The following is a 19,358-nucleotide window of genomic DNA, read 5'->3' on the forward strand; positions in this document are numbered from 1 at the left end:
CGGGGCCCGTGCCTTGTCCGGGATCAGACGATCGCCGAGGTCTCCCGCCACAGCCGCAGCAGGTCCGCGTCGCCCGTGACGGTCACCGCCGAGGCGGGCAGCCGGTTCCACAGCGTCAGGTACAGCCGTTCGGCGGTCCCCGACACCTCGGCGTCCGCCGGGCCGCCCGCCGCCGCGCGTTCCGTGACGGGCGGTTCGGCCGAGAGCCGTACGGTCCACACGTCCCCGGTGTCCGTCGCCCGGATCCGCAGCGAGCGCGGCCCGTCGGTCCTGACCCGGCTGCGGTCGCGGGCGTGGAAACCGGCGAGGAGTTCGTCGACGCCGTCGGCGGCGAGACCGGCCTCGACCGGGCCGGGGCCCGTGGGCAGCGCCGACTCGGCGTCCGCCCGGTGCACGGCCGTCTCGTGGGCCTGCCGCCTGGCCCAGAAGGCGAGCGGCGACGGCGCCGGCAGGAAGGTCCAGGCGGTGAGCGTCTCCGGCGCGGCCCGCAGGGCGGCGACCAGCTCGGCGTGCCCCTCGCGGAAGTGGGCGAACAGCGCGTCGCCGTCCAACCGGGGCTCGTCCCCTTCGGGCTGGTACGCGGTGTGCCCCTCGACGACGAAGCCGGCCGCCCAGCGGTGCACCATCGTGGTGTGCCGCAACAGGTCCCGCATCCGCCACCCCGGACAGGTCGGCACCTCCGCGTCCGGCCCCGCCGCCTCCGCGGCCTCGGCGAGCCCGCGCCCCGCCGCCTCCAGCGCGTCGATGTGCTCCGCGATCTTCATCGTGCCCCTCTCCCTGGTGTACGCGTGTACGCGTGTACGTGGCCATGGCGTACGTGCTCCACGGCAGACGTGTCCATGATCGGGATTCTGGCACCGGAACGCCCCCCGCACGCGCCCCTCGGCCGGATCCGCCCGGCGTCGGGCGGGCGGCCCCGATCATGGCAGACTCGGGCGCATGAACGGCAAGGCGACGACGACGCGTACTCGGCTGGACAGGGGGCGCGGCGCGCTCGGCCCCGCGCTGGAGCTGGTGCACACCGGCCGCGCGCCGACGCGGGCCGTCCTCACCGCCGAACTCGGCGTCACCCGCGCCACCGCCGGGGCCGTCGCCGCCGAGCTGGAGGCCCTCGGGCTCATCCGGGTCGACTCCAACCCCGGGGCCGCCGCCGGTTCCCAGGGCCGCCCCTCGCACCGGCTCGCCATCGACGAGAAGGGCCCGGTGGTGCTCGCCGGGCAGGTCCACCCCGACGGTTTCCGGGCCGCGCTGATCGGCCTCGGCGGCACCCTCGTGGCCACCGTCCCCGGCAAGGTGACGGTCTCGGCCGACCCGGCGCAGGTCCTCGGCGCCGTCGTGGACGCGGGCGCGGGACTGCTCCGCGAGACCGGGCGGCGCTGCGTCGGCGCGGGGCTCGCCGTGCCGTCCGCGGTCGCCGAGCCCGACGGCACCGCGCTCAACCCCCTCCACCTGGCCTGGCCCGCGGGCGCGCCGGTCCGGGAGATCTTCGCCGAGCGGATCCGGGCCGCAGGCATCGAGGGCCCGGCCTTCACCGGCAACGACGTGAACCTCGCCGCGCTCGCCGAGCACCGGCACGGCGCCGGCCGGGGCGCCCGCGACCTGCTGTGCGTGGCCACCGGGCACCGGGGCGTCGGCGGGGCGCTCGTCCTCGACGGGCGGCTCCACACGGGCAGTTCGGGCCTCGCCCTGGAGGTGGGCCATCTGACGGTCAACCCGGAGGGCCGCCCCTGCCACTGCGGCGGCCGCGGCTGCCTGGACGTCGAGACCGACCCGCTGGCCTTCCTCACGGTCGCCGGCCGGGCGCCGGGCCCGGAGGTGTCCCTCCTCCAGCAGGCCCGCGACCTGCTGCGGACCGCGCCGGACGACCCGGGGGTGCGCGGGGCGGTGGAGGAGCTGATCGACCGTCTCGGCCTGGGCCTCGCCGGTCTGGTGAACATCCTCAACCCGGACCGGATCGTCCTCGGCGGGCTCCACCGCGAGCTGCTCGACGCCGACCCTGAGCGGCTGCGCGCGGTCGTCGCCGACCGCAGTCTGTGGGGCCGCAGCGGCGGCGTCCCGATCCTGCCGTGCACCCTGGACCACAACAGCCTGGTGGGCGCGGCCGAACTGGCCTGGCAGCCGGTCCTCGACGACCCGCTCACCGCCCTCGGCGGCGCCCCCGTCTGAGCCCCGGCCGCGAACGTACAGGGAGGTCGGCCCGCCTCCACCAGCGCCGCCGACCGGATCCCCGGGCCCGCCCCGGCGGCGCATGGCGGGAACAGGTGCGCGAAAAGGGGTGGGCGCGGTCCGCCGTGCCCGGTAACGTCCCCGTTCATGATCGCTTCCGATGCCGAACTCCCGCCCCGCCTGGGCAGCCTCACCTTCCACGGCCCGCTCTCCGAGGACCGGGCCGACCGCCTCGTCCGCCGGATCGCCGACTCCCGCCCCGCCGACGTCCTCGACATCGGCTGCGGCTGGGGCGAACTGCTGCTCCGCGTCCTCGACGCCGTACCGGGGGCGAAGGGGACCGGCATCGACATCAACGCCGAGGACCTCGCCCGGGGCCGGGCGCTCGCGGCGGAGCGCGGCCTCGCCGACCGCGCCCTCTTCGTCGAGGAGTCCGCGCGCGGCACCGACCGCGGCCCCGTCGACGCGATCCTCTGCCTCGGCTCCAGCCAGGCCCTGTGCGACCCGGAGCTGCACGACCCGGCGGAGGCGCTGCGCGAGCTGCGCCGCCTGGTCCGGCCCGGCGGCGTCGTGGTGCTCGGCGAGGGCTTCTGGGAGCGGACCCCGACCGAGGCGGAGCTCGCCGGGATGTGGCCCGGCGCCTCCACCGGCGACCACCTCCTGCTGGGCGGACTCGTCGACCTGGCGATCGGGGCGGGGTTCCGGCCGGCCTGGATCGAGTCGGCGGGCCGCGAGGAGTGGGAGGAGTTCGAGTCCGGCTACCGGTACGACACGGAGCTGTGGCTCGCCGCCCACCCGGACCACCCGCTGGCCGCCGAGACCCGCGAGCGCGTCGACCGGCAGCGTTCCGGGTGGCTGAACGGCTACCGGAACGTCCTCGGCATCGCGTACCTGACGCTGGTCGCCACGGCCTGAGGCCGTCAGACCCCGGCGCCGCTCGCGGCGAGCGCCGGGGCCTCGGCCGGGGCGCCGAGGGAGACGCCCGCGAGACGGCTGTACGAGACGACCGGGCCCACCGGCACGAGACCGAACCCGGCCTCGGCGCCGACGACGGCCGGATCGGCGGCGCACGGCGGTGCCGTCAGGGCGAACCAGACGACCTTGCCGCTCGCGCCCTGCGGGCGGGCGCCCCAGCTGTCGCTGAGCGCCCCGACGATGGCGAGGCCACGGCCCGACGTGGCGAGCACGTCCTCCGGCCCGCCGTCCGGTTCCCCGGCGGCCGGGGCCGCCGCCACCGGTATCCGGGGGTCGTTGTCCCGGACCGAGACGGTCAGTCGGTCGAGCAGGAGTTCCAGCTCGACGGTGCACTCCTTGTCGGGCTGCGCATGGCGGTGCACATTGCTCAACAGCTCGGTCAATCCCAGTCCGACGGGATCGACCAGGTCGTCGAGGCGCCAATGGCGCAGATGGGCGGAGACGATCCTGCGGATCTGTCCGATCCGCGACGGCAGGGCCTGGAGCTCCACCGCGTAATACCTGCTCGGCTCGCTGATCACGGCTGCGACTCCCCGAAGTAGTCCTGAAGAAGACGGAGATTCGGATCTGTCATGCGGTACATCAGGGCGGCGCACTGAGCACAGTGTCACCACCGTTGAACCCTCAGTGAGGTGGTTCCAGCCTGAACCAGCCGTCACCGCGCCGCAACCCGCCGCGAGCTTCCCCAGGTCAGCGCTCCGCCCCAGGCTTATTCACCGCGGGCCGCCCGCTTCAGCGCGGCGAGGAAGCGGCCCGCCTCCTCGGCGTCCCGGGCGTCGTCCTCCCCGGCTCCGTCCATGGTCAGCCGGTAGCGCGTGCCGTTCACCTTCGCCACCGTCTCGTCCGCCTTCGCGAACCACGGGCGGCCCGCCCGCACCGCCTTGACGGGCGCGCTGTCGATCTCGGAGCCGTAACTCGTCAGCAGGGCGAGCCGGCCGTCCTCGATGCGCACCTCCCCGGCGCGGGTGAGCGAGCGCGGCCACCGCGCGATCCGCACGCCCCTGGCGCTGAACTCCGGTTCCGCCATGCCGGTCCACCCCTTCCGCCCGCTCTGTCCCTCCCAGTGTGCCGGGCCTCCGGCACGGACACCAGTGACGGTCGCTCAGCTGTTCCCCAAGCATGTCCTATGGAGCGTCAAAGGGAACGTTTGCCCAGGTGAGAGGGGTATTGTCGAAGGCGGGAAGCCAGGGTCACCCCCCGGCGCGACAGCGAGGAGAAATCCGTTGAGCACCACCCCCGTCACCACCGGAGCCGTCGCCACCGTGGACGTCGACCGCAGCGATCCGGCCTACCGCGCCTGGCTGAAGGAGGCCGTCCGCAAGGTCCAGGCCGACGCCAACCGCTCCGCCGACACCCACCTCCTGCGCTTCCCGCTCCCCGAGAAGTGGGGCATCGACCTCTACCTCAAGGACGAGTCCACCCACCCCACCGGCAGCCTCAAGCACCGCCTCGCCCGCTCGCTCTTCCTGTACGCGCTCTGCAACGGCTGGATCCGCCCCGGCAAGCCGGTCATCGAGGCGTCCAGCGGCTCGACCGCCGTCTCCGAGGCGTACTTCGCCAAGCTCGTCGGCGTCCCCTTCGTCGCCGTGATGCCCCGCACCACCAGCCCCGAGAAGTGCCGGCTCATCGAGTTCCACGGCGGACAGTGCCACTTCGTCGACGACCCCCGCTCGATGTACGAGGAGTCCGCGGCGCTCGCCGCGCGCACCGGCGGCCACTACATGGACCAGTTCACCTACGCCGAGCGGGCCACCGACTGGCGCGGCAACAACAACATCGCCGAGTCGATCTATCAGCAGCTGCGCCTGGAGCGCTACCCCGAGCCGGCCTGGATCGTCGCCACCGCCGGCACCGGCGGCACCTCCGCCACCATCGCCCGCTACGTCCACTACACCCAGCAGGACACCCGCATCTGCGTCGCCGACCCGGAGAACTCCTGCTTCTTCGACGGCTGGGTGCACCACGACCCCGACGCCACCGCCGACTGCGGCTCCCGCATCGAGGGCATCGGCCGGCCCCGGATGGAGCCCAGCTTCGTGCCCGGCGCCGTCGACCGCATGATGAAGGTCCCGGACGCGGCGAGCGTCGCCGCCGTCCGCGCCCTGGAGACCGCGATCGGCCGCAAGGCGGGCGGTTCCACCGGCACCGGCCTGTGGAGCGCCCTCAAGATCGTCGCCGAGATGGTCGCCGAGGAGCGCACCGGCAGCGTCGTCACCCTGATCTGCGACCCCGGCGACCGCTACCTCGACAAGTACTACTCGGACGCCTGGCTCGCCGAGCAGGGCCTCGACATCGCCCCGTACGCCGCCGCTATCGAGCGTTTCCTGGCGACGGGCGTCTGGCCGGAGTGAGCCGCCGGTCGAGGGCGGCCGCCGCCCGATGGAAGGACAGGCCCAGGCCCGGTGACGCCAGCCGCAGGCCGGTGCGGAACGGGGCCGGGCCGTCGGCCGCCATCGTCCAGCGCAGCCGTGTCCCCGGGCCCTCGGGCGTCAGCGCCCACTCCTCGGCCAGCGCGGACACCGCCGGCGCGTTGGTGAGGTCCACGCGGTAGGCGTAACGGAGGTCCGGCTCGGCGGCCAGGATCGTCTCCTCGAACCGGACGCCGCCGCGCAGCCGTATCGTACGGCGCGCCCCGTCGTCCAGGGGGACGGCCGAGGCGACCGGGGTGAACCAGGCGGGCAGGCTCCCCACCTCCACCGCGATCGAGCGGTAGACCGCCGACGGCGGCGCCTGGAGCGTGGCCTCGAAGGCGAGGCGGACGGGCGCGGTGACGGTGAAGTCGAGCTCCACCGGCCGCAGTCGGCGTGGCATGGCGGGACCTCCCGGATCGAGTGGAGAAGCACCCTAGCTGACAGACCGTCAAGGAGAAAGCCCGTTCGAGGGACGGTGGTGCAGGAGTCCGTCCAGGGCCCGGCCGAAGACCACCCGGCCCGCCCGCGCGAGCAGCGGATCGAAGACCCCCGGCACGCCCCGTACCGCCAGCCCCTCCGTCCACACCACCCGCGCGCCGCCGCCCTCGGCCGCCACCTCGACCTCCGCCCAGCCGCGCACCACCCGCCCGTACTTCTCAAGCCGGCACACCCCCGGCCGGTCCCCGCGCGGCGGCTCCCAGCGGACCACCTCCATCGGGTCGTCGAAGCCCAGCGGCCCGAGCCCGGTCCTCGCCGTGAACCGCGTCCCCACCCGGGTCGGCCCGGGCGTCAGGACCGTCGTACGGGTCAGCGGCACCTGCCGGCCGTGCGCCGGCCAGTCGGTGAGCCTCCGCCACGCCTCCGCCGGCGCCAGCGGTACGCGGCGGACCACCCGGAACCGGCTCACGCGGCCGTCTCGCCGGCCACCAGCAGCCCCGGCACGTGCTCCACGACCTCGGCCCGCACCTCCGCGGACATCCCCCGGTCCGTCACCCAGGTGTCCACCTCGTCCAGCGACCCGAACGAACTCAGGCCCACCGTCCCCCACTTGGTGTGGTCCGCGACCACCACCACACGCCGCGCCGAACGGATCAGACAGCCGTTGGTCTCCGCCTCCGCCAGGTTCGGCGTCGACAGGCCCGCCTCCACCGACAGGCCGTGCACGCCCAGGAACAGCACGTCGAAGTGGAGCGAGCGGACCGCCCGGTCCGCCACTGGACCCACCAGCGCGTCCGACGGCGTCCGCACCCCGCCCGTCAGCACCACCGTCGGCACCCGCCGCCCCTCGCCGGACGCCGGCCGCGCCTCGTGGAAGACGTCCGCCACCCGCACCGAGTTCGTCACCACCGTCAGGTCCGGCACGTCGAGCAGCTGCCGCGCCAGCGCGTACGTCGTCGTCCCGCCGGAGAGCGCGATCGCCGCACCCGGCGGCACCAGCGCCGCCGCCGCCCGCGCGATCTCGTCCTTCGCGCTCGGCTCCAGCGCCGACTTCGCCTCGAAGCCCGGCTCGTGGGTGCTCGGCTCCGCCACCGGCACCGCCCCGCCGTGCACCTTGGCGACCACGCCCTGCCGGGCCAGCGCGTCCAGATCGCGGCGGATCGTCATGTCCGAGACGCCGAGCCGCCGCGTCAGCTCGTTGACCCGCACGCCGCCGCGCCGCCGCACCTCGTCGACGATCAGGGCGCGCCGCTGCTCCGCGAGGAGGTTCTGATTGTCACTCACCGCCGGGTCGGTCCTTCCGCAGGAGACAACAGGAGACACAGAAGACAAGGGAACGGCCGTCGGATTCGGTGAGGAACCGTGCGGAGGCGCACGGTGGTCCGCGATCCTGGAGGCCACGTCGCATCCTCCCACCCACGAGAGGAAGACCCCTCAGTGTCCCCTGCCACACCCGTCCCCGAGCGCGGGGGCGCGGCGCTCGAACTCCTCGTCCACGGAGTCGGCGGAGCCACCCCCCAGTCCATGCTGGACGACCCCAGGACCGTACGGGTCACCGGCGACGAGACCGCCGCCGTCCACCGGCGCGCCGAGGACCTCGACGCCGAGGACCATCCCGGGCGGCACACGGCCCGGCCGGTACCGGAGGCGTACGTCTGGTCCAACCTCACCTCGGGCGACGGCGCCCGCGCCCTGTGGCTGCTGCTCCTGCCGTTCATGGTGGCCAACCTCGCCCACTGGATGCGGCCGGCCGCCCCCGGCCGCCCCGGCCTCGTCCGGCTCTACGGCGTCCTCGTCCGCCTCCTCGCCCTCAGCCTCACCGTCCTGCTCACCGCCGCCGCCTGCGAGGTCGCCCTCGACCTGACGGCCTGGCAGTGCGCCGGCACCCCGGCCTGCGCCGACGGGCGCGCCTGGCTCGGCTTCCTCGCCGCCGACCGGGGCGGCTGGTGGTCGGCCCCCGGCCGCCGGCTCGCCCTCGCCGCCGTCGTCCCGGCCGTGCTCGTCGGCCTCCTCTGGTACCTCTCCCACCGCACCTGGAGCGCGTACGAGGCCCAGGTGCCGCCCACCGGCGAGTCCACCGCCACCACGGAGAAGGCCGGTGTACCGCCCGAGGGCTCGCGGCCCGCACTCGGCCGGCCCGGTTTCTGGTACGGGAGGCGGCACGTCGCCCGGCTGCGCGCCGCGCACACCGCCGCCGGCTTCCTCACCGTGACCGCCGCCCTCGCCGCCGCCCCCGCCCGCCACGACACCGGTGCGCTCGCCGCCACCGGACTCGCCCTGCGGGCCGCCCTGTTACTGTGCGCCGCCCTCGTGCTGTGGGCGATCTGCGGCCGGGGCCGCAGCGAACGCCGGCTCGACCGGCGGGTCGAGAGCGTCGTGGTCACCCGCCTGCCCGCCGCCTCCCTCGGCCTGCTCGTCCTGACCGCCGTGCACACCGCCTGGGCACGGCCCGGCTGGAGCTCCGCCGGCACCCTTCCCGGCGACGCCGTCTTCGGGGTCCTCACCCTTGCCCAGGGCGGTCTCGTCGTCGCCCTCGGCGCCGTCGCCCTGCTGCTCCAGCGGCCCCGGCGCGACCCCCGCACCGCCCTCGCCGGGCTCGGCGGACCCGCCACCGCCATGCTGGCCTGCGCGCTGGGCGGGGTCATGTCCGGCGGCGTCGCCCAGCGGGTCGCCGACTGGCTCGACGGCCCCGCCACCCCCGGCACCGCCGCGAGCCCCCTCGTCGGCCCGCCCGTCCTCCTCAGCTGGCAGGCGTCCGTCCTCCCCGTCCTGCTCCTGCTGCTCCTCGGGCCCGCCGCCCTCCTCGGCGTCCGCACCGCGCTCACGGCCCGCCGGCTGCGGGCCGCCGTCGAGGCCGACTACGCCGGCGAGACCCCCGACCCGGTCCGTACCGGCCAGATCGCCGCGAGCCGCGCCCGCGCCTCGCTCACCGACTCCGCCCCCCTCCTCGTCGGCGTCGTCTCCGGCACCGCCCTGCTGCTCGGCGCCGCCGCCGTCGCCGGAGCCTGGATCAGCGACGAGGTCCCGGGCCGCGCCTTCTCCGGCGCCCACCCCGCGCTCGCCGCGCTCGCCACCACCACCCAGGCCCTCGGCTCCTGGATGACCGGCTTCGGCTTCCTGCTCTTCGTCACCTGGGGCCGCCGCGCCTACCGCGACGCCTCCGCCCGCCGCACCATCGGCATCCTCTGGGACGTCGGCACCTTCTGGCCGCGCGCCGCCCACCCCTTCGCACCGCCCTGCTACGCGGAGCGGGCCGTGCCCGACCTCACCTGGCGGATGCGCTCCTGGACCGGGCGGACCGGCGGCCGCCTCGTCATCTCCGGCCACTCCCAGGGCAGCGTCCTCGCCGCCGCGGCCGTCTGGCAGCTGCCGGCCGCCACCCGCGCGCGGGTCGCCCTCCTCACGTACGGCTCCCCGCTGGAACGGCTCTACGGCCGCTGGTTCCCCGCCTACTTCGGCCCCGACGCCCTGCGCGGCCTGCACCGGGCCGTACGCTGCTGGACCAACCTGCACCGCGCCACCGACCCCATAGGCGGCCCGGTCCGCGTCCCCGCCGAGGAGGGCAGGCCGGCCGTCGACGCCCCGGTGCTGCTCGACCCCGTCGCGTACGGACGAACCCGCGCCCACCCGCTGCCCGAGCCGGTCCTCGGCCACTCCGACTACCAGGCCGACCCGGCCTTCGCGGCCTACCGGGCCGGGCTCCTGGACCGGCTGCTGCCCGCCCTGCCCCGGCAGCCGGCCGCCGACGAGGCGGCGGATCAGGGGAGTTCGGGCAGGTCCTCCGGGTAGAGCAGGGTCAGGTCGTCCGTGCTCGCCTCGGCGAGCACGGCGACCCGGCCCGCGTGCCGCTCCACCATCGACTCGAAGGTCTGGCGTGCGGTGCGTCCGTTGCCGAACGCCGGGCCCTTCGGCAGCTTCTCGAAGTACGTGACGAGGGCGTCGTCCGTGCCCGGAGCGAGCCGGTACTCGTGCTCGTCCGCCTGCTGCCGCACGATCCGCAGCAGCTCCTCCGGCGTGTAGTCACCGAAGCTGATGGTACGTGAGAAACGGGACGCCACACCGGGGTTGACGGTGAGGAACCGCTCCATCTCGGCGGTGTACCCGGCGACGATCACCACCACCGCGTCCCGGTGGTCCTCCATCAGCTTCACCAGCGTGTCGATCGCCTCGCGCCCGAAGTCCCTCCCCGAGTCCTCCGGCGACAGCGCGTACGCCTCGTCCACGAACAGGACCCCGCCGCGCGCCCGGTCGAAGGCCTCCTGGGTGCGGATCGCGGTCGAGCCGATGTGCTCGCCGACCAGGTCGACCCGGGAGACCTCCACCAGATGGCCGCGCTCCAGGACGCCGAGCGAGGCGAGGATCTCGCCGTAGAGACGGGCGACGGTGGTCTTGCCGGTGCCCGGGTTGCCGGTGAAGACGAGATGGCGGCGGACCGAGGCGGCCTTGAGCCCGGCCTCCTGCCGCCTGCGCCCCACCTCGATCATGTTGGTGAGCGTCCGCACCTCGTGCTTGACGCTGTCCAGGCCGACCAGCGCGTCGAGCGCGCCGAGCACGTCCTCCGAGGACCGGGGCGCGGGGACCGGCGCGACGTCCGCAGGGGCGGCGGCCGGGGGCGGGGACGAGGAGACGGTGGTACGCGGAGGGGGGAAGGCGCCGAGCAGGCCGGGGGAGTGCCGGCCGTCCGCCAGGACCGGGGCCGACGCCGCGGGTTCGGGGACCGGCGGGGTCCGTACCGCGCTCTCGTCGCCGGTGCATTCCTCGACCACGGGCCCGTCCTCGGGGAACTCGTACCCGCCGCGCGCGCACCGCTCCGTCCGGCAGCGGCGCAGCACGGTCCGGCAGCCGTCCATCACGTGGAAGCCGTAGCCGCCGCTGCCCGTTACCCGGCAGCCGTGGAAGGTGCCGCGGCCCTCCGCCGACACGTAGAAACCGGCCTCGGCGGGGGAGGTGACCGCACAGCGCTCGACCGTGGGATCGGCGCCCTTGGTGACGATGACGCCCGTCTGCACGGAGTCCACCGTGCAGTTGGCGAGGGTGCCGCCGCTGCCGTGGTCGCGGAACCACGCCCCGGTGGACGCCTCCTTGATCCGGCAGTCGTCGAGCTGGGCGGTGGCGCCGTCGCTCACCGACACGGCGGTGTTCCGCACCTGCGTCAGATCGCTGTCCACGACGTCCACCCGGGAGCCGCGGTCGAGCACGAACAGCGCGTCCGGCACGTCGTGCACCCGGCACGCGTCGAGGACGGCGCTCGCCCCGTCGCTCACCCACACCGCCGGATAGTCGCCCGTGCTGTCGTGGATCTCGCACTGGTGGGCGTCCACGCGCGTGCCCGGGTCCCACACGGACAGGCCGTTGCGCCCGAACCGGCGCACCGTCGACCGGGTGAGCGTGAGCACCGCGCGCGACCGCAGGTCCACCGCGTTCTCCGGCACGTCGTGGATGTCGCAGTCGGAGAGCGTGAGCACGGCGTCCGTGTCCAGGGTGACGCCGTCGGCGGAGGTGCGGTGGACGGACGAGTCGACCAGGTGCGCGGAGGCGCGGGCCGCGATCTGGAGGCCGGCGCCCTTGATCTCGTACACCTCGCAGCCGACGCCCTCCAGGCCGCTGTTCTCGCCGGTGACGGCGATCCCGGCCCCGGAGGCGTGGTGCACCCGGCACCGCTCCAGGCGCGGGTGCGCCCCGCCGCGCACGGACACCCCGGCCTGCCCGGCCGCGACGACCTCGCACTCCTCGAAGACCCCGCCGGCGCCGTCGACGGCGGCGATGCCGACGCCGGCCGGGTTGTCGACGGTGCAGCGGCGGGCCGTCGGCCGAGCCTGCCCGCGCACCTCGATCCCCGAGGCCGAACGGGTCATGATCCGCAGGTCGAGCAGCTCGGGCGTGCCGTCCTCGACGAGCAGCGCCGGTGCCGCCACGTCCTGGCCCTCGATGTGCAGGTCCCGCACCACGGCCGAGGCGCGCAGCGTCAGCGGCACCCCGTCCGGCGGCGCGATCCGCACGGGCCCGGACCCGTCCTCGGGTCCCCGCAGGGTCACCGCCCGGCTCACGACGAGGTTCTCGCGGTAGGTGCCGGGCGCGACGGTGAGGACGTCGCCGTCACCGGCCGCCTCCAGCGCGGCGGCGAGGGAGGCGTACTCGCCCGTGCGGCGCCGCCACCGCGACGTGCCGGTGTGCGTCACCTGGACCGTGCCCTGTGCCATGGGTGTGCTCTGCCCCCGCCTCGTGCGCCGACGCTGAACCGGATCCAGGATCCGATGTCCAGGATCCAATGCCCTGGCCGAACTTCTGGATCCCAGATCTTGGATCCGATATCCAAGACTCTGGATCCAAGACCCTGGATCCAATGTCCGGGATCCAGGATCTTGGATCCAATCTCTTGGATCGTGGATCCGATGCCCCACCGTAGCGCGCGATGAGGCGTGGGGTTGACGGGTCGTCGAGCCGCACCCGTACGGGGCACGGAAGCCGAGGTTCCGGGGCGTCAGCTGCCGGTGCCGGTGCGCCCCCAGTCGGGCCCGACCGACGCCCAGGCGCGGTCCAGGTGGGCGTACCGGCGTACGTGCAGCCGCCGCATCACGAGCCGTCGGACGGTCTCCACGGCCAGGCCGGTGAGGGCGGCCGCCATCACGCCGACGCCGGCGGCGTGGGTCCGGGCGGTGGAGTCGGCCATGGGGGCGGTTACGGGCCGGCCTTCGCGGTCGGTCCAGAGCGGGAAGGTGTCGCCGGGCGCGCCGCTTCCCCGGGAGACCGTGACGGTGCCCGTCCGGGGGGTGCCGTCGGGGGCGGTCCAGGTGGCCACGACCGCGCGCCGGAACCGCTGCCCTGCCGACTGCTCGTCGGCCGCGGCGGCGCTCGGCGGCGTCGGGGCGGGCCGGAGCACCCGGGCCGTGGTCTCCGCGCGGCCCTGCTGCTGGGCGTGGACCGCGCGCTGGAGCGAGTGCCGCGCGGAGGAGGCGGCCGTCAAGGCCGCCACGGGCACCGCCACGCACAGCGCGACGACGGCCGCGAGCGCCACCCACGCCTCGACCAGGTCCGTCGTCCGGCGCAGGGGATTGTGCCGCCAGCGCCAGAGTCCGGTGACCGCACGCATGCCGGAACCCCCTCGTTCGTCGTTCCTTGGACGAGTGTGCCCGCGGCGCGGCCGGTCCGCCTGTCGAACGGAGGGACGAGCGGAGGGGAGGGCGGGGTCAGTCGAGGATCTTCACCGGGTCGCCGACGCGGAGCGTGCCGATGTGCTCGGGGACGAGGTTCTGGCCGAAGACGAGCCGCCCTCCGATGGCGCGGTGCCGTCCCAGGGTCCGCAGGGGCTCCTTGCCGCGTTCGGCGGTGGCCTGGTCGGTGGTGGTCACCACGCACCGCCCGCACGGCTTGGCGACCCGGAAGGTCACCTCGCCCACGGCGAGCCGGGTCCAGCCGTCCTCCGCCCACGGTTCGGTCCCGTCGACGACCAGGTTGGGACGGAAGCGGCTCATGGGGAGCGGGCCCTCGTGGGCGTGGTCGCCCCGCGCGATCAGCGCGTTGAGGGCGTCCAGGGAGGCGCTGGCGGTGACGAGCAGCGGATAGCCGTCGGCGAGGCTGACGGTCTCGCCCGGGAGCGCGTACGCGGGGTCGATCGGGCGGCGGTGCTCGGGCGCGTCCAGGTGCACGAGGCGCGCGTCGGTCTCCAGGTGGGCGGAGAACCAGGCGGCCGCCGCCGCACCGGCGGGCACCGTCTCCACGGCCTTGCCGAAGATGCCCGTGGTCAGCGTGGCCGAGGGCTCCGGCACCGGGACGACGAGCGGCTCCAGACCGGGCGCGGTCAGCCGCAGGCCGCCGCCCGGGAGGGGTTCCGCCGAGGCGAGGGCCAGGCGGGGGTGGTGGCGCTGGGTCATGACCGTGTCGTCGGCGTCGACGACCGCCCAGCGGCGGTCGTGCGCGAGGCCCCAGGGCTGCACCTCGGCCTGAGTGGGGCTGAGCGCGCGCAGGGCCTTCACCGGGTGGACGTGGACGGAGCGGAGGACGGGATCAGCCATGGGCCCATCCTGTCAGCCGCTCCGTCCCCGGTGGGACCGGGCCCGCGCGATCCGTCAGTAACCGCCGCCCTGGTAGGGGCGGTTGTACGGGTCGTGATACGGCGCGGGGGCCGGGACCGGCGCGGGGGCCGGGACCGGCGCGGGGCGCGGCGCGGCCGGGCGCATCGCCTCGTAGCCGGTGGCCGCCGGGCGGGCCGGCTGCGGGACCGGTCCCGTCGGGTAGCCGCGCGGCGGCGTGGGCTGCTGCGGGATGTACGGCGTGGGCGCCGGCTGGAGCGGTGCGGGCGCCATCTGCGGGGCCGGCTGGGGGTAGCCGTACCCGCCGCCGTGGTAGGCGGGCGCCGGCTGGGGGGACGGCGCCGACGGGAGGGCGGGCAGGGCCGCCGGCAGCGCCGGCAGATAGGAGCCCGAGGGGGCGGGCGCCGGCTGGTAGCCGGTGGGGGCCTCGTACGCGGCGGGCACTCGGATCGGGGCGATCTGAGGCGTGCCCCGCTCCGCGACCAGGGAGTCGTAGATAGGGGTGTCCGGGAAGGACGGCGCGGTGTGGTAACCGCCTCCATAGCTGGAGCGGGGGGAGGTCATGGCACATAAGTTAAGCCCACGATCTGCCGATTGGGGAGCCTGCTCAACAGCTTCTTTGACGGGCTTCTGGCGGCCGTGGATCCCCAACCCGATCGAACATGCCAAAAACGGGCACGGCGTCGTTCCAAGATCGCGTAAAACCCGAGCTGAGAGGGGGTTACCGGCGGGTCGACCCCGTCGGCCCCGACCGCCACCTCCGGTATGAAGACCGGATAAAGAAAAGGCGACCGGAAGGGTGCGGGGGAAGTGATCTTGGGTATGCAGAATCGTCAATCCCGCACTCGGGGGTGAAGTGCGCACGCGCCGAATTCGCCGGGTCACTCCCCGTGTCACTTCCTCTGTCGCTCCCTGGGCCGGGACGCGAATTCCCCCTCCGCACGCCTTCCGGAGTAGACCCGCCCCTTCCACGCCCCGCCCCGCCCCCGGTGATGCCGCACCGCCGAATCCACCGTCATGAGCAGATAGAGGAAAGCGGTGAACGGCAGCAGCGGCGCCGCCCACAACGGCTGCCGGTAGTAGCGGAGCATCGGCGCGTACGTCCCCGCCATCACCGCCCACGCCGCCCCGCCCGCCCACGCCGCCGGCGCGTCCCCGGTCGCGAGCCCCGCCAGGCACGCGACCGGCGGCACCAGATAGACGAGCACGAGCCCGGCGACCGTCCCCAGGAGCAGCAGCGGGTGGTACCGGAGCTGGGCGTACGCGCTCCGCGCCACCATCCCCCACAGTTCCCCGAGCCCCGGATACGGGCGCACCGAGTCCACCCGCTCCGCGAGCCCCAGCCAGATCCGGCCCCCGGCCGCCCGCACCGCGCGCGCCAGCGACACGTCGTCGATCACCGCCGTACGGATCGCGTCCGGCACCCCGGCCGCCACCGCCGTCTCCGTCCGCAGCAGCACACAGCCCCCGGCGGCCGCCGTCGCCCGCGGCCGGGCGGCGTTGATCCGGCGGAAGGGGTAGAGCTGTGCGAAGAAGTAGACGAAGGCCGGGACCACCAGGCGCTCCCAGAAGCCGGTCACCCGCAGCCGGGCCATCTGCGAGACGAGGTCGCGGTCGTCGTCGAGCGCGGCCGCCACCAGCCGGCGCAGACTGTCGGGTTCGTGGGCGATGTCCGCGTCCGTGAGGAGCAGGAACTCGGGCCCCCGCGCGCGTGCCAGCGCCATCCCGTGCCGCAGCGCCCACAGCTTCCCCGTCCATCCGGGCCCCGGCTCGCCCGGCGACACCACCGTGAGCGGCAGCCCGCCGTGCCGGGCGGCCAGCTCGACCGCGAGCCGGCCGGTCCCGTCCGTGCTCCCGTCGTCGACGAGGATCACCTCGGCCCGGCCCGGATAGTCCTGGGCCAGCAGCGACGGCAGGCTCAGCGGCAGGACCCCGGCCTCGTCCCGCGCCGGCACGACCACCACGACCCCGGGCCACGCCTCCGGCCCCCCACGCGCGCGGGACCCGCCCCCGCCGGTCCGCGGAAGGCGCTGGTCGGTGCGCCAGAAGAAGCCCTGGCCGAGCAGCAGCCAGACCCAGACGGCCAGGGAGACGGACGCGAACCAGGCAAGGACGCTCATTCGTCGCAGTCTGCCCCAGAACGCCGGGCATCCGGGGCCCATCGGCTAGGGTGACCGGGTGAAGATCGCGCTCATGGACTCCGGAATCGGCCTCCTCCCGGCAGCCGCCGCGGTGCGGCGGCTGCGCCCGGACGCCGAGCTGCTGCTCTCCAACGACCCCGACGGCATGCCGTGGGGACCGCGTACCCCCGAGGACCTGACCGGGCGCGCCCTCGCCGTCGCCCGCGCCGCGGCCGACCTGCGGCCCGACGCGCTGATCGTGGCCTGCAACACCGCCAGCGTCCACGCCCTCCCCGCCCTGCGCGCCGCCCTCGAACCGGCCCTCCCGGTCATCGGCACCGTGCCCGCGATCAAGCCGGCCGCGACGGCGGGTGGCAGGGTCGCCATCTGGGCGACCCCCGCCACCACCGGCAGCCCCTACCAGCGCGGTCTCATCCGCGAGTTCGCCGCGGGCGCCGAGGTCACCGAGGTGCCCTGCCCCGGCCTCGCCGACGCCGTCGAGCACGCGGACCCCGAGGCCGTCGACCGGGCCGTCGCCGCCGCGGCGGCGCTCACCCCGCCGGACGTCCGCGCCGTCGTCCTCGGCTGCACCCACTACGAGCTCGTCGAGGACCGCATCCTCGCCGCCCTCGCCCCCCGCCGCCTCCCCGGGCTGCCGCCGGTCGTCTTCCACGGCTCCGCCGGCGCCGTCGCCGCCCAGGCCCTCCGCCGGATCGGCGCCGAACCCGCCCCCGCCGCCGCGCCGACCGGCACCCTCTCCGTGCTGCTCAGCGGGCGCCCCGGCGTCCTCCCCGCGGCCGCCCTCGACTACGCGGAAGGCCGGCTCCTGGCGGGCGCCCCGGCACCCTCCCTCTGATCTCTGCCTGGCCCTCCACTCCTTCGCCCACTGTCATCAGGTGACTCCGCTCCGCTGCGCTTGATCGGGCGCGGCTGGGTAATATGCCCGATATGAGGCAGGAATCCGGGCAGTCGCGCACCGACGGACGCCCCACCGTGTGGACCGGCCGCGCCACCAACCGCTTCCAGTGGGTCGCGGCCGTCGCCGGTGCCGCCTGCATGGCGCTCGGCATCACCATCGCCGTCGAGTCCCCCTGGGCCTCCGGCATCCCCGCCCTCGTCATGGCCGTGGTCGGCTGCGTCGCCGCCGGACTCCTCGTCCTCTTCGGCACCCTCGCCTTCGTCCACGTGGAGGTCCGGGTGGACGACCGGGCCATGGAGGTCCGCTGCGGACACATCGGCGTCCCCCGCCGGACCATCCTGCTCACCGAGGTCGTCGGCGCCGACTACGCCCCGCGGGTCACCCCCCGCCACTGGGGCGGCTGGGGCTACCGCTGGCGCCCCGACCGGGGCACCGCCGTCGTCGTCCGCCGCGGCGAGGGCCTGGTGCTGCGCCTCGCCGACGGACGGAGCTTCACCGTCACCGTCGACGGCGCCGCCTCGGCGGTCGACTCCATCCGCGCCCGCCTCCGCCGTCCGGCCCAGCCCCCGACCTCCGCCGGCACCGCCTGACCGGCACGCGCGCGTACGGAGGGAGACGGAGCCGGGACGGCCCGCCCCCGTACGGTGCCGGACCGGGCGTCGACAGGCCCGCCCCGTACACTCCGCAAGGTGAGCACCACCATCACTCCCGAAGCCGCCGACGACGCGTCCGCGACCGACGGCGGGCCGCGCCGCTTCGGCCGGGCCACGCGGTTCGTCCGCCCCGGAGCGGCCCTGCTCTCCGGCGCCCTGCTCTACCTGAGCTTCCCGCCGCGGCCCCTGTGGTGGCTCGCGCTGCCCGCCTTCGCCCTGCTCGGCTGGAGTCTGTACGGCCGCCGCCTCCGCGCGGGCTTCGGCCTCGGCTACCTCGCCGGTCTCGGCTTCCTGCTGCCGCTCCTCGTCTGGACCGGCGGCGCGGTCGGCGCCGTGCCGTGGCTCGCCCTCACCGCCGTCGAGGCCCTCTTCATCGGCGCCGCCGGACTCGGCGTCGCCGCCGTCTCCCGGTTGCCGTGGTGGCCCGTCTTCGCCGCCGGGGTGTGGATCCTCGCCGAGGCCGCACGCGCGCGCGTGCCCTTCGGCGGCTTCCCCTGGGGCAAGATCGCCTTCGGCCAGGCCGACGGGATCTTCCTCCCCCTCGCCGCCGTCGGCGGCACCCCCGTGCTCGGCTTCGCCGTCGCCCTCTGCGGCTTCGGCCTGTACGAGGCCGTCCGCCTGGTCCGCCTCCACCGCGCCACCGGCGCCGTCCCGCGCGGACCGCTCGCCGCCGCCGCGCTCTCCGTCCTCCTCCCCGTCACCGGCGCGCTCGCCGCCCTGCCCCTGGTGGACGACTCCGCCGAGGACGGCACCGCCACCGTCGCCGCGATCCAGGGCAACGTGCCCCGCCTCGGCCTCGACTTCAACGCCCAGCGCCGCGCGGTCCTCGACAACCACGCCGCCCGCACCCGCGAACTCGCCGCCGAGGTCGAGGCGGGAACGAAGCCGAAGCCCGACTTCGTGCTCTGGCCGGAGAACTCCTCCGACATCGACCCGTACGCGAACGCCGACGCCGCCGCCGTCATCGACGACGCCGTCCGCGCCGTCGACGCCCCCACCGTGGTCGGCGCCGTCCTCGCCCCCGACACCGGCAAGCTCCGCAACACCCTGATCGAGTGGGAACCCGGCAAGGGACCCGTCGCCACCTACGACAAGCGGCACGTCCAGCCCTTCGGCGAGTACATCCCCATGCGGTCCTTCGTCCGCCTCTTCAGCAGCGACGTCGACCGGGTCCGCCGCGACTTCGGCCCCGGGAACGAGGTCGGCGTCTTCGACCTCGCCGGCACCAGGGTCGGCCTCGCCACCTGCTACGAGGCCGCCTTCGACTGGGCCGTCCGCGACACCGTCACCCACGGGGCGCAGCTGCTCACCGTCCCCAGCAACAACGCCACCTTCGGCCGCAGCGAGATGACCTACCAGCAGCTGGCGATGTCCCGGGTGCGGGCCGTGGAGCACAGCCGGGCCGTCGTCGTCCCGGTCACCAGCGGCGTCAGCGCCGTGATCCGCCCCGACGGCGAGATCGTCTCGCGGACGGAGATGTTCACCCCGGCCTACCTGGTCGAGGAGGTGCCCCTGCGCTCCTCGCAGACCCCCGCCACCCGACTCGGCACCCTCCCGGAGGCCCTGCTCGTCGCCGTGGCGGCCGCCGGACTCGGCTGGGCCGCCGCCCGCGCCGTACGCGCCCGCCGGACACGGCCCTGAGCCCC

General features: G+C 75.3%; 18 protein-coding genes. 7 read left to right on the plus strand and 11 right to left on the minus strand.

The window, feature by feature from the left end:
- Nucleotides 1-23: 23 nt before the first annotated feature.
- A complete protein-coding gene (locus QK442_RS03670; protein ID WP_282692314.1) occupies nucleotides 24-764 on the minus strand; it encodes a maleylpyruvate isomerase family mycothiol-dependent enzyme in 741 nt (246 codons plus the stop codon).
- 175 nt (nucleotides 765-939) lie between these two features.
- On the opposite strand from QK442_RS03670, the gene QK442_RS03675 reads away from it, so the two are divergent.
- Together QK442_RS03675 and QK442_RS03680 are read left to right on the plus strand one after the other, a co-directional pair.
- On the plus strand, nucleotides 940-2,166 hold the full coding sequence (locus QK442_RS03675) for an ROK family protein (RefSeq protein WP_282692315.1): 1,227 nt from the start codon (nucleotides 940-942) through the stop codon (nucleotides 2,164-2,166).
- 147 nt (nucleotides 2,167-2,313) lie between these two features.
- Nucleotides 2,314-3,081 carry a class I SAM-dependent methyltransferase gene (locus QK442_RS03680; RefSeq protein ID WP_282692316.1) on the plus strand — a complete coding sequence of 256 codons (768 nt, stop codon included), beginning with the start codon at nucleotides 2,314-2,316 and terminating at the stop codon, nucleotides 3,079-3,081.
- Between the two features lie 5 nt (nucleotides 3,082-3,086).
- Here the strand turns inward: QK442_RS03680 and QK442_RS03685 are convergent, their stop codons facing one another.
- Nucleotides 3,087-3,662: an ATP-binding protein gene (locus QK442_RS03685; RefSeq protein ID WP_282692317.1), complete on the minus strand. Its 576-nt coding sequence runs from the start codon at nucleotides 3,660-3,662 to the stop codon at nucleotides 3,087-3,089.
- Nucleotides 3,663-3,850: 188 nt separating this feature from the next.
- Nucleotides 3,851-4,168 (minus strand): hypothetical protein, encoded by a 318-nt coding sequence (locus tag QK442_RS03690; protein ID WP_282692318.1) that lies wholly within the window; start codon nucleotides 4,166-4,168, stop codon nucleotides 3,851-3,853.
- Between the two features lie 196 nt (nucleotides 4,169-4,364).
- Here QK442_RS03690 and QK442_RS03695 point away from each other — a divergent pair, with 196 nt between their 5' ends.
- The gene (locus QK442_RS03695; RefSeq protein ID WP_282692319.1) at nucleotides 4,365-5,492 is read left to right on the plus strand and encodes a PLP-dependent cysteine synthase family protein; all 1,128 of its coding nucleotides are present in this window, start codon (nucleotides 4,365-4,367) and stop codon (nucleotides 5,490-5,492) included.
- Here the strand turns inward: QK442_RS03695 and QK442_RS03700 are convergent.
- From QK442_RS03700 to QK442_RS03710, 3 genes are read right to left on the minus strand one after another with little or no spacing between them, the layout of a single operon-like run.
- Nucleotides 5,452-5,952, minus strand: a complete 501-nt coding sequence (locus tag QK442_RS03700; RefSeq protein ID WP_282692320.1) for an SRPBCC family protein — start codon at nucleotides 5,950-5,952, stop codon at nucleotides 5,452-5,454. The genes QK442_RS03695 and QK442_RS03700 overlap by 41 nt on opposite strands.
- 48 nt (nucleotides 5,953-6,000) lie before the next feature.
- A complete protein-coding gene (locus tag QK442_RS03705) occupies nucleotides 6,001-6,459 on the minus strand; it encodes an SRPBCC family protein (RefSeq protein WP_282692321.1) in 459 nt (152 codons plus the stop codon).
- Nucleotides 6,456-7,274 carry a DeoR/GlpR family DNA-binding transcription regulator gene (locus tag QK442_RS03710; protein ID WP_282692322.1) on the minus strand — a complete coding sequence of 273 codons (819 nt, stop codon included), beginning with the start codon at nucleotides 7,272-7,274 and terminating at the stop codon, nucleotides 6,456-6,458. The genes QK442_RS03705 and QK442_RS03710 overlap by 4 nt, the downstream gene beginning before the upstream one ends.
- Before the next feature lie 153 nt (nucleotides 7,275-7,427).
- Between QK442_RS03710 and QK442_RS03715 the strand changes: the two genes are divergently transcribed.
- Nucleotides 7,428-9,779: a hypothetical protein gene (locus tag QK442_RS03715; RefSeq protein ID WP_282692323.1), complete on the plus strand. Its 2,352-nt coding sequence runs from the start codon at nucleotides 7,428-7,430 to the stop codon at nucleotides 9,777-9,779.
- Here QK442_RS03715 and QK442_RS03720 read toward each other — a convergent pair.
- From QK442_RS03720 to QK442_RS03740, 5 genes are all read right to left on the minus strand, one after another.
- A complete protein-coding gene (locus QK442_RS03720; RefSeq protein WP_282692324.1) occupies nucleotides 9,749-12,190 on the minus strand; it encodes a right-handed parallel beta-helix repeat-containing protein in 2,442 nt (813 codons plus the stop codon). The two genes, QK442_RS03715 and QK442_RS03720, sit on opposite strands and share 31 nt — an antisense overlap.
- 281 nt (nucleotides 12,191-12,471) lie before the next feature.
- Nucleotides 12,472-13,080, minus strand: a complete 609-nt coding sequence (locus QK442_RS03725; protein ID WP_282692325.1) for a hypothetical protein — start codon at nucleotides 13,078-13,080, stop codon at nucleotides 12,472-12,474.
- Between the two features lie 97 nt (nucleotides 13,081-13,177).
- Entirely contained in the window at nucleotides 13,178-14,002 is an 825-nt protein-coding gene (locus QK442_RS03730; RefSeq protein ID WP_282692326.1) for an MOSC N-terminal beta barrel domain-containing protein, read from the minus strand.
- A gap of 54 nt (nucleotides 14,003-14,056) precedes the next feature.
- The gene (locus tag QK442_RS03735) at nucleotides 14,057-14,584 is read right to left on the minus strand and encodes a DUF6643 family protein (RefSeq protein ID WP_282692327.1); all 528 of its coding nucleotides are present in this window, start codon (nucleotides 14,582-14,584) and stop codon (nucleotides 14,057-14,059) included.
- A gap of 329 nt (nucleotides 14,585-14,913) precedes the next feature.
- On the minus strand, nucleotides 14,914-16,140 hold the full coding sequence (locus tag QK442_RS03740; protein WP_282692328.1) for a glycosyltransferase: 1,227 nt from the start codon (nucleotides 16,138-16,140) through the stop codon (nucleotides 14,914-14,916).
- Between the two features lie 58 nt (nucleotides 16,141-16,198).
- On the opposite strand from QK442_RS03740, the gene QK442_RS03745 reads away from it, so the two are divergent.
- From QK442_RS03745 to lnt, 3 genes are all read left to right on the plus strand, one after another.
- The gene (locus QK442_RS03745) at nucleotides 16,199-16,996 is read left to right on the plus strand and encodes an aspartate/glutamate racemase family protein (protein ID WP_282692329.1); all 798 of its coding nucleotides are present in this window, start codon (nucleotides 16,199-16,201) and stop codon (nucleotides 16,994-16,996) included.
- Nucleotides 16,997-17,088: 92 nt separating this feature from the next.
- Entirely contained in the window at nucleotides 17,089-17,649 is a 561-nt protein-coding gene (locus tag QK442_RS03750) for a hypothetical protein (protein WP_282692330.1), read from the plus strand.
- Between the two features lie 99 nt (nucleotides 17,650-17,748).
- A complete protein-coding gene (gene lnt / locus QK442_RS03755) occupies nucleotides 17,749-19,353 on the plus strand; it encodes an apolipoprotein N-acyltransferase (RefSeq protein ID WP_282692331.1) in 1,605 nt (534 codons plus the stop codon).
- Nucleotides 19,354-19,358: the final 5 nt, after the last annotated feature.

This window comes from Streptomyces sp. CC208A, assembly GCF_030010625.1.
In the GTDB taxonomy this organism is placed as follows: Bacteria; Actinomycetota; Actinomycetes; order Streptomycetales; family Streptomycetaceae; genus Streptomyces.

What these genes read in the sequence shown, in the direction of transcription:
- QK442_RS03670 (WP_282692314.1), bottom strand. Translation starts at nt 764, where the DNA reads ATGAAGATCGCGGAGCACATCGACGCGCTGGAGGCGGCGGGGCGCGGG.
- QK442_RS03675 (WP_282692315.1), top strand. Translation starts at nt 940, where the DNA reads ATGAACGGCAAGGCGACGACGACGCGTACTCGGCTGGACAGGGGGCGC.
- QK442_RS03680 (WP_282692316.1), top strand. Translation starts at nt 2,314, where the DNA reads ATGATCGCTTCCGATGCCGAACTCCCGCCCCGCCTGGGCAGCCTCACC.
- QK442_RS03690 (WP_282692318.1), bottom strand. Translation starts at nt 4,168, where the DNA reads ATGGCGGAACCGGAGTTCAGCGCCAGGGGCGTGCGGATCGCGCGGTGG.
- QK442_RS03700 (WP_282692320.1), bottom strand. Translation starts at nt 5,952, where the DNA reads ATGCCACGCCGACTGCGGCCGGTGGAGCTCGACTTCACCGTCACCGCG.
- QK442_RS03720 (WP_282692324.1), bottom strand. Translation starts at nt 12,190, where the DNA reads ATGGCACAGGGCACGGTCCAGGTGACGCACACCGGCACGTCGCGGTGG.
- QK442_RS03725 (WP_282692325.1), bottom strand. Translation starts at nt 13,080, where the DNA reads ATGCGTGCGGTCACCGGACTCTGGCGCTGGCGGCACAATCCCCTGCGC.
- QK442_RS03730 (WP_282692326.1), bottom strand. Translation starts at nt 14,002, where the DNA reads ATGGCTGATCCCGTCCTCCGCTCCGTCCACGTCCACCCGGTGAAGGCC.
- QK442_RS03735 (WP_282692327.1), bottom strand. Translation starts at nt 14,584, where the DNA reads ATGACCTCCCCCCGCTCCAGCTATGGAGGCGGTTACCACACCGCGCCG.
- QK442_RS03740 (WP_282692328.1), bottom strand. Translation starts at nt 16,140, where the DNA reads ATGAGCGTCCTTGCCTGGTTCGCGTCCGTCTCCCTGGCCGTCTGGGTC.
- QK442_RS03750 (WP_282692330.1), top strand. Translation starts at nt 17,089, where the DNA reads ATGAGGCAGGAATCCGGGCAGTCGCGCACCGACGGACGCCCCACCGTG.